Source organism: uncultured Agitococcus sp. (assembly GCF_937920075.1).
Taxonomy (GTDB): Bacteria; Pseudomonadota; Gammaproteobacteria; order Pseudomonadales; family Moraxellaceae; genus Agitococcus.
In genome coordinates this window covers 1-8,364 of sequence record NZ_CALETI010000436.1, presented here as the reverse complement: position 1 = coordinate 8,364, position 8,364 = coordinate 1, and the positions used below count along the sequence as shown (strand labels likewise).

At 41.7% G+C, this 8,364-nt stretch carries 6 protein-coding genes and 1 pseudogene; 2 read left to right on the top strand and 5 right to left on the bottom strand.

From position 1 onward, the window contains the following. Nucleotides 1–897 (top strand): RNA-guided endonuclease TnpB family protein (locus Q0212_RS14760; protein ID WP_297926904.1); only part of this gene is annotated, 897 nt, incomplete at its 5' end. 46 nt (nt 898–943) lie between these two features. On the opposite strand, the pseudogene Q0212_RS14755 reads toward Q0212_RS14760, so the two are convergent. The 5 genes and pseudogenes from Q0212_RS14755 to def all read right to left on the bottom strand — a co-directional run. Then, nucleotides 944–1,600, bottom strand: a pseudogene (locus Q0212_RS14755) (response regulator); the annotation flags it as partial. Nucleotides 1,601–1,604: 4 nt separating this feature from the next. Further along, nucleotides 1,605–3,011, bottom strand: a complete 1,407-nt coding sequence (locus tag Q0212_RS14750; RefSeq protein ID WP_297926902.1) for an ATP-binding protein — start codon at nt 3,009–3,011, stop codon at nt 1,605–1,607. A 73-nt stretch (nt 3,012–3,084) separates the two neighbouring features. After that, the gene (gene rsmB, locus Q0212_RS14745; protein ID WP_297926900.1) at nt 3,085–4,383 is read right to left on the bottom strand and encodes a 16S rRNA (cytosine(967)-C(5))-methyltransferase RsmB; all 1,299 of its coding nucleotides are present in this window, start codon (nt 4,381–4,383) and stop codon (nt 3,085–3,087) included. Next, nucleotides 4,380–5,333, bottom strand: a complete 954-nt coding sequence (fmt, locus tag Q0212_RS14740) for a methionyl-tRNA formyltransferase (RefSeq protein ID WP_297926906.1) — start codon at nt 5,331–5,333, stop codon at nt 4,380–4,382. The genes rsmB and fmt overlap by 4 nt, the downstream gene beginning before the upstream one ends. Nucleotides 5,334–5,450: 117 nt before the next feature. Then, the gene (def, locus tag Q0212_RS14735; protein WP_297926898.1) at nt 5,451–5,957 is read right to left on the bottom strand and encodes a peptide deformylase; all 507 of its coding nucleotides are present in this window, start codon (nt 5,955–5,957) and stop codon (nt 5,451–5,453) included. 401 nt (nt 5,958–6,358) lie between these two features. On the opposite strand from def, the gene Q0212_RS14730 reads away from it, so the two are divergent. Then, complete coding sequence (locus Q0212_RS14730; RefSeq protein ID WP_297926896.1) at nt 6,359–7,459, top strand: LysM peptidoglycan-binding domain-containing protein; 1,101 nt, start codon at nt 6,359–6,361, stop codon at nt 7,457–7,459. Nucleotides 7,460–8,364 lie beyond the last annotated feature (905 nt).

Here is an 8,364-nt window from a genome sequence, read left to right as displayed (position 1 = left end):
GCATCAAAAGAATTAAATCTGCACAGCCAAACTATACAAGCGATTACCGAAGAATTAGTGTTAAGACGCAAACAATTCAAAAAAGCCAAACTCAACTGGCGCGTATCGAATCCCACATCCCCTAAAAAATCACTTGGTTGGATACCCTTCAAAAAGACAGCGATTAAATATCAACACGGCCAAGTCAAATATGGCAATCACTGGTTTGGTTTGTGGGATAGTTACGGATTGTCAACATATAACATCAAAACAGGCTCATTTGTCCAAGATAGTCGTGGCTGTTGGTATGTGTGCTTGGTCGTTGATAATGCGGCTAAAGTCGCCTCAAGAGGCACAGAATCTGTTGGTATAGACTTAGGTTTAAAAGACTTTGCTACCTTGTCTAATGGAGAAAAGATAGAATCCCAACGCACCTACCGAAGATACGAACAAAAACTCGGTATTGCTCAACGTGCGAGAAACAAAAAACGCGTTAAAGCGATACATGCCAAAATTAAACAAATTAGACATAATCACTTACACCAAGAAAGTACAAAATTAGTTAAAAACTATGCCGCGATATTTGTTGGCAACGTCAATGCCAAAAGTCTAGCCAAAACTAAGCTAGCAAAATCGGTATTAGATGCAGGTTGGACACTGTTTAGAACCTTACTCAAGTACAAAAGCGAGAACGCAGGGGTATGGTTTGACGAAGTGAATGAGAAATATACCACCCAAACTTGCTCGTGCTGTGGCTCACGCGACAGTAGTCCGAAAGGTAGAGCAGGACTTGGAATAAGAGAATGGACTTGTATGCAGTGCGGTACACTGCATGACCGCGACGTAAACGCCGCCAAGAATATTCTCGCGCTCGGACATGAGCGTCTTGCAGAAGGAATCCTCGCCCTAGGTTACTGAGCTTAGTCGAAGTATTGAGGGTGGGGAGGATGTCAAAACCAACACCATATAAGGCATGAATAAACTCTTGGTTGGGGCAAATGCTTGCCATTTTGCGGCGAATTTTTTTGATATGGCTATCAATGGTGCGATCAGAAACCACGCGATGATCTTGATACATAGCATTCATTAATTGTTCGCGGCTAAAAATACGTGTTGGCTGTTCAACTAAAACGGCTAATAGGCTAAATTCAACTGCGGTTAGAGCCAAATCTTGACCATGTAACTTGGCTTGAAAACTGGCTTTATCGAGATGTAATACAGGTGGCTTTTCGGGGGCTGTGACACTGGTTGGCAATGTACTACGACGCAAAACCGCTTTCACACGAGCCACCACTTCACGCGGGCTAAAGGGCTTACAAATATAGTCATCTGCCCCTAACTCTAAACCAAGTAAACGATCAATTTCTTCAACACGAGCAGTGAGTAAAATGATTGGAATATGGCTAGATTGCCTAATGCGTTTGCATAATTCTAGGCCAGAAATAGCAGGCAGCATAATGTCTAATAAAATCAACTGGCAATTATGCGTTGCTAAAAAAGGCTCAACCAAATCACCACGATCTAACACACTACAGACAAAGCCTTCGTGTTGTAGATAGTCTTGCAAGAGTTGGGCAATTTTAGGTTCGTCTTCGACTAACAAAATATGAGCTGCGTGCATAATTTTAAGATTTTTTAGGAAAAGAAATGTGCCAACATAAGCCACCTAACTCACTGTGACTAGCCGTTAAGCTGGCATGATGTGCATCGGCAATGGCTTTAACAATGGATAAGCCTAAGCCTGAACCACCTGTTTGTCGATGACGAGAACTATCCACTCTAAATAACCGTTCGGTTAAACGCTCTAAATCAGCATCAGGTACACTAGGTGCGGAGTCTTGCCAAATGACAGTCACTGAATCGTCATTGCTGACAATGTCAATTTTGAGTGTGCCATTAACATCGGTGTAACGTAAGGTGTTTTGAGCTAAATTTAGCCATAATTGTTGTAAACGTTGATGATCGCCTTCAATGAATACAGGATTTGGTTGAAAAATAATGTCAATATTTTTTTTGGCAAACTCTAAATCGACATTAAATAATACATGTTCTAAACATTCACTTAAATCAAGGGTTTGCCAGTAGTAACTTAACGAGCCTGCATCGGCTTGAGAAAGTAAATGTAAGTCGTCGACTAAGCGCGATAATCGTTTAATTTCTTGCCATAACGATTCTATCTGTTGCAAAGATAAAGGACGAATACCTTCCTGTAATGCCGCTAACTCACCTGATAAAATGGTTAAAGGCGTGCGCAGTTCATGTGAAATGTCAATAATCCATTGTTGTCGACTGCGTAAGCTATGTGCTAAATCAGCCGCTAATTGATTAATCGCTTTGGCGAGTTCATCTAATTCATCTTCGCTTTGCAAAGGAATACGATAGTGATAATCACCTGCGCTTAGGGCTTTTGTGGCTTGATTTAACGGTAAAAGGCGTTTATTGAGCCATTGGGCAATTAGCCATGCAATCAAAATTGAAATGACCAACAGACTCACACTACTAATAATAAAACCTTGTTGTTGTTGTTGTTTAAATGCCTGATTGAGTTGTTGGCTTTGTTCCTGTTGAGGCAAATAACTTAAATAGCCAATTAATTGTTGTTGATTATATAAAGGTAATAATGCCGCTTCTTTAGGAATAGGGCGGCCTGTAAACAAATTGCGTTTTTGCGGATTTAAAAGACTTAAACCAAACCAATCATCATAATGATTGGGTGGCGGTGGTGGTAAAAAATGCTCTTTAGGCTCTGGTGGCTGATGGGATTGATTGGAGTGTTTTGCGTATTGTCGAGCAAAGTTAAAAAATACTTCGGGTTGAGCTTGTAAGTTTTGCCAGCCTTGATGTTGTTGATAATGATTCACTAAAACAATGGCTAAATTTTGCTGTTGTACTAAAAACTGTTGGCCTAGATAATGGCTAAAACCTGAGCTAAAACTTACCGCATTAAACCAATATAACAAACAGGCTAATATAAAATTAGCACTGCTAATTAATAAAAATAGTTTGCTGCGTAATTTTAGTTGGTGCAACATACAATCTGCTCAAAAGAGTTTAGAGCAGATTGTATGCTTAATTAATTGCGTAATGGTGCAAGAAAAAAGGATTTTAAAATTTTTTCTCTAACAAAGCATAATAAAAGCCATCACCGCCATTAATTTTTGGCAAAATTTGCCGACCGTGTGTGCGTGCATCCCCCCAATAGCCTTTGAGTGGAATTTCTTTGGCGTTAGGTGTGTCTTGTAAAAAGGCTTTAATTTGATATTCGTTTTCTGCTTTTAATACCGAGCAAGTCGCATATAACAAGCGGCCACCTACTTTGAGGGTTGGCCACAAAGCCCGTAAAATTTGCCGTTGTAAGTCAACGGTTTGTTCTACATCTGTCGCTTTACGTAATAATTTAATATCTGGGTGACGACGAATAACGCCTGTTGCGGTGCAAGGGGCATCCAATAAAATAGCATCAAATTGCTGATGATGCGCCCAGCTCTCAGGTTGGCTAGCATCAGCCGTTAACACCTGTACATAGGGAAAGTTGAGTTGCAAACGGCTGAGATTTTCGTGCATACGCTGTACACGTTGCGCTTCACTATCAATCGCCATTAATAGTTGATAATCCGCTTGTTCTAACAGGTGTGCTGTTTTGCCCGCAGGGGCAGCACAGGCATCCAACACTACTGAATTGGGTGCAGGATTTAATAATAAGGCGGCGAGTTGAGCGGATTCGTCTTGTACCGAAAACCCACCTTCGGTATATAAAGGCAAACGAGTGACATCGTGTAATTCGCTAAGACGAACACCGACAGGCGAAAACTGACAAACTTCGGCTGCAATTTGTTGTTCTGCTAATAAGGCTAAATACGCTTCACGGCTGATTTTGCGCTGATTCACGCGTAAAGTCAGAGCAGCAGGGTGATTGTTGGCCGCTAAAATTTGCTCGGTAGCTTTTGGCCAGTCTTTACGGAGTTGTTTTACCAACCAATGAGGATGAGCATGTTGTTCGTGTGTCACTTGTGCACATAGGCTTTCATGTTCTTGGCTAAAACGGCGTAATACCGCATTAACCAGACCTGCTTGTGCGTTAAAACCTAATTGTTTGCAAGCTTCTACTGTTTCGCCAATGGCGGCATGAGTGGGGACACGTGTGCGTAATAATTGGTATAAACCAAGACTTAACACAACTAAGGCCGCTTCTTCTTTAATCGGTTTAGGCACTAAACGCTTAATGAGAGCTTGTAAATAAAACCACTCGCGCACCGTACCATACACCAAATTCTGCAACAGTGAGCGATCACGCTCTTGGCAACGTTGTTGAACAGGTGGAAGTACCTGATTGAGCGAGGCATGTTGCACAATCACAGGAATGATTGCTTGTGCGGCCAAGGCACGGGTGTTTAATGGCCTCATGCTGGATTGCCTAAGCTAGTCCCGACTTGGAACAACTCTTTGCGTGAATTAAGAACGTCATTAAATGCCAAGGCTTTGCCATTGGGTAGTTGTAAGGTATCAATAGCGATCACGCCACCATCACCTGCAGCAACCCATAAGCCTTGTTTATCAGCTTTGATAATCATGCCAGCAGGGGCTGTGGTTTGTTGCTCATTGACACGATGACCTTGCCAAATACGAATGGTTTGACCTTGGGCACTGGTGTAACAGACTGGCCAAGGATTAAAAGCGCGAATGGCGCGGCTAATTTGTATGGCAGGTAAAGACCAATTAATTAAGCCTTCTTCTTTACTGAGTTTTGCGGCATAAGTCGCGAGTTCATTATCTTGAGCTTCAGGCGTAAATGGTTCATCTAACTCAATGGCTTCTAGCACTGTTAATAAGGCGTCTCCACCTAACAGGGCTAAACGGTCATGTAAACTGGCGGAGGTGTCATGTTCAGAAATCGGACAAGCCATTTTATAGAGCATTGCACCTGTGTCTAAACCTTCATCCATTTGCATAATGGTGATGCCTGTTTCTTTGTCACCAGTCAAAATCGCACGTTGAATAGGTGCAGCACCACGCCAACGCGGTAACAAAGAGCCATGAACGTTAATACAACCCAAACGTGGTGTGTTAAGGACGGCTTTAGGTAAAATTAAACCATAAGCGGCAACCACCATAATATCGGCATTTAGATCGGCTAATTCCGCTTGGGCTTGGCTATCGCGTAAAGAGGCTGGCTGAAAAATAGGGAGTTGACGAGCGAGGGCTAACTCTTTGACAGGACTGGGTTTGAGTTCTCGGCCACGACCCACAGGGCGGTCTGGTTGGGTGTAAACACCAACGACTTCATGTTGAGTATGTAAGATTGCACGTAAAGATTCTGCCGCAAAGACAGGTGTACCAGCAAAGATGATACGCAGGGGACTGGCCAAGAAAATAAACCTCAGAAAATAAGCAGTCTCTTATTGTAACGTAATCTGGTTTATTTGTTGATAATTAGTGCAGAAAATCCCCCAATCCCTTGGGGATAGATTGGCTTAGGCCTGCTGCTTTTGCAGTTTTTGCAATTTCGTTTTAATGCGTTGGCGTTTTAAGGTAGATAAATAATCAACAAATAACTTACCTTCTAAGTGGTCAAGTTCATGTTGCAAACAAACAGCTAATAAACCATCGACTTCCATTTCAAAGGCTTCGCCTTGCTCATTCAACGCATTCACTTTAATGCGAGTTGGACGCTCAACCACATCATAAACGGTTGGTACAGATAAACAACCTTCTTCATAGGGGGCTTTATCTTCAGTGAGAGGTGTAATTTCGGGATTAATAAAAACCAAAGGTTGGCTTTTGTCTTCGGTAATATCAATGACTACCAAACGAATATGATGATTCACTTGTGTAGCCGCCAAACCAATACCCGGTGCCTCGTACATGGTTTCAAACATATCTTTAACTAATTGACGAATAGCATCATCCACCACAGAGACAGGTTTAGCTTTTGTGCGCAAGCGAGGATCAGGAAAATGCAAAATAGGAAGTTTTGCCATAATACGAATAACCTATAGATATTAGACGGGGCTAGGCCGAAAATGTGATTTCTTCAAAGAAAACAGACAATAAGCCTTTGAGAGTTCACAAAACACAATAAAATCCCTAATCAAGGGCAATGGTGAGCATTGCCAAGCTGAGTAAGTGCCTCTACAATCACGAGCATAACGCTATTATAAGCGATTCGTTTAAATGGCACATAAACAAATAAAGCAAAAATTTAATTAATACGGTTTAATCTGTGTTTTAAGTGCTTAGACTAAATCTAGGACTTACGCGGTTATCGCTTGTTTGTTCATATTTTAATCGTCTTTAACGGTTATATGCTCACAAAACGCGCTAATTTTGGCAAAATGCGTAAGCCCTATAATCAACAGTCCCGCCAACAAGGGAATAGATAATGAAAAAATTGGTGTTACTCGCGCTCGTTTCGGCAATGTTTAGCGCACCATTGCAAGCTGATGTTAAATCCTCTGATGTGAAAGAAAGCGCACCTGAGCGTTACACGGTGAAAAAAGGTGATACTCTTTGGGATATTGCCAACCGTTATTTGCAAGACCCTTGGCGTTGGCCAGAGATTTGGCAAGCCAACCAACAAGTTCGTAACCCACACTTAATTTATCCAGGTGACAAGTTATTATTATGTCATATTGAACAGCGTGCGGTTGTTGCAGTAGATGATGGGGGTGGTTGTGAGGGCATTTTAGCCAATATGACTAACAAAGCCTCTGTTAGTGGTGGTAGTGGTAATGTTAAGTTAAGCCCTGAAATTAAAGTTGAAAACTTAGAGTTAGCCATTCCAGCTATTCACTTAAAAGATATTCGCGCCTACTTAAATGATGGTCGTGTTTTAGATGCCTCTGAATTTGAAAAAGCCCCTTATGTATTATCTGCATCAGATAAACGCGTTTTAGCAGGACAAGGTGATATTGTTTATATTCGTGGTGGTAAAGATTTAGTATTAGGTGAGAGCTTGAGTGTTTATCGTAAAGGTGTACGTTACGATGATCCAGACACCAAAGAATATTTAGGCTTTGAAGCAGAAGATATTGCTTCTGGCCGTATTATCGCAATTAATGGCGAGGTTGCGACTTTACAGTTAACACGTGGCACTCAAGAAGTTCGGATTGGTGATCGTTTATTTGTTAATGAAGCTCGTGCAATTACGCCTATTTTTTATCCAAGCAATCCAAGTGATGTAAAAACAGGGCGTATTTTGCGTATTATGGGGTCTTTAGGGTCGGGCGGCTTAAATAGTGTGATCGTATTAAATCGCGGTGAACGAGATGGCGTTAAACAAGGCAATACTTTTGCTATTTATCAACGTGGTGGTGTGATTACTGATCGTTTAAAAGGCGATTTAGTGCGTTTGCCCTCAGAGCGTGCAGGTTTAGCTATGGTATTCCGTACTTTTGATAAAGTAAGTTATGCCATTATCTTACGTGCATCGACCCGTATTGCTATAGGTGATGAAGTACGTCCACCAATCAGTGGTGATTGATTATTAAAAGGCTGTTTTCACAGCCTTTTATTTTGGCAAAAGGATTTGTGATGTCCCAATTTTTATTTGTAGATTGGTTGACTGTTTGGCGTTTGGTCGAACAATCAACCAGTAGTTTTTATAAATTATACCGTCAATTTACATCTCCTAAACTGGCTTTGCTGTCAACGGCACAACATTGGCAACAAGCAGGCGTTAACGAAAAATTAGCTCTTAATTTGGCTGCATGGCAACAACATGATGCTAAATTATATGCAGATATTCAACACAGCTTAGACTTTATTCAGCAACAACAAATCAGTGTGCTCACGATTGATGATGCTCAGTATCCACCTTTATTAAAAGAAATTCCGGATGCTCCACCATTATTATTTTGTTGGGGGGACTGTTCTTTATTAACTTGGCCACAAATTGCCATTGTTGGTACACGCAAACCTACCCAAGCTGGGCAAAAACTGGCCGAGCAATTTGCTACAGAGCTCAGTCAACAAGGTTTAGCGATTACCAGTGGTTTGGCTTTGGGGATAGATGGTATTGCGCATCAAACAGTCGTGAATCATCGAGGTGCAACAATTGCCGTATTAGGCACAGGTTTGGCCAATATTTATCCACGTCAGCATCAACGTTTAGCTCAACAAATCGTTGCCAATCAAGGTTTGATTGTTTCGGAGTTTTTACCAAACACTCCCCCGATTAATTATCACTTTCCACGCCGTAACCGTATTATCAGTGGCTTGAGCTTAGGCGTATTAGTGGTTGAGGCGGCCTTAGACAGTGGCTCATTGATTACTGCAAAATTAGCCGCAGAGCAAAATAGAGAGGTGTGGGCAATTCCTAGTTCGGTGTTTAATGTTCAAGCCAAAAGATCGGAAGAGCGTCGTGTAGGGAAAGAGTGTCTTCGCCTG

Coding starts and splice junctions, on each gene's coding strand:
- def (WP_297926898.1), bottom strand. CDS start 5,957: ATGGCAAAACTTCCTATTTTGCATTTTCCTGATCCTCGCTTGCGCACA.
- Q0212_RS14750 (WP_297926902.1), bottom strand. CDS start 3,011: ATGTTGCACCAACTAAAATTACGCAGCAAACTATTTTTATTAATTAGC.
- Q0212_RS14730 (WP_297926896.1), top strand. CDS start 6,359: ATGAAAAAATTGGTGTTACTCGCGCTCGTTTCGGCAATGTTTAGCGCA.
- rsmB (WP_297926900.1), bottom strand. CDS start 4,383: ATGAGGCCATTAAACACCCGTGCCTTGGCCGCACAAGCAATCATTCCT.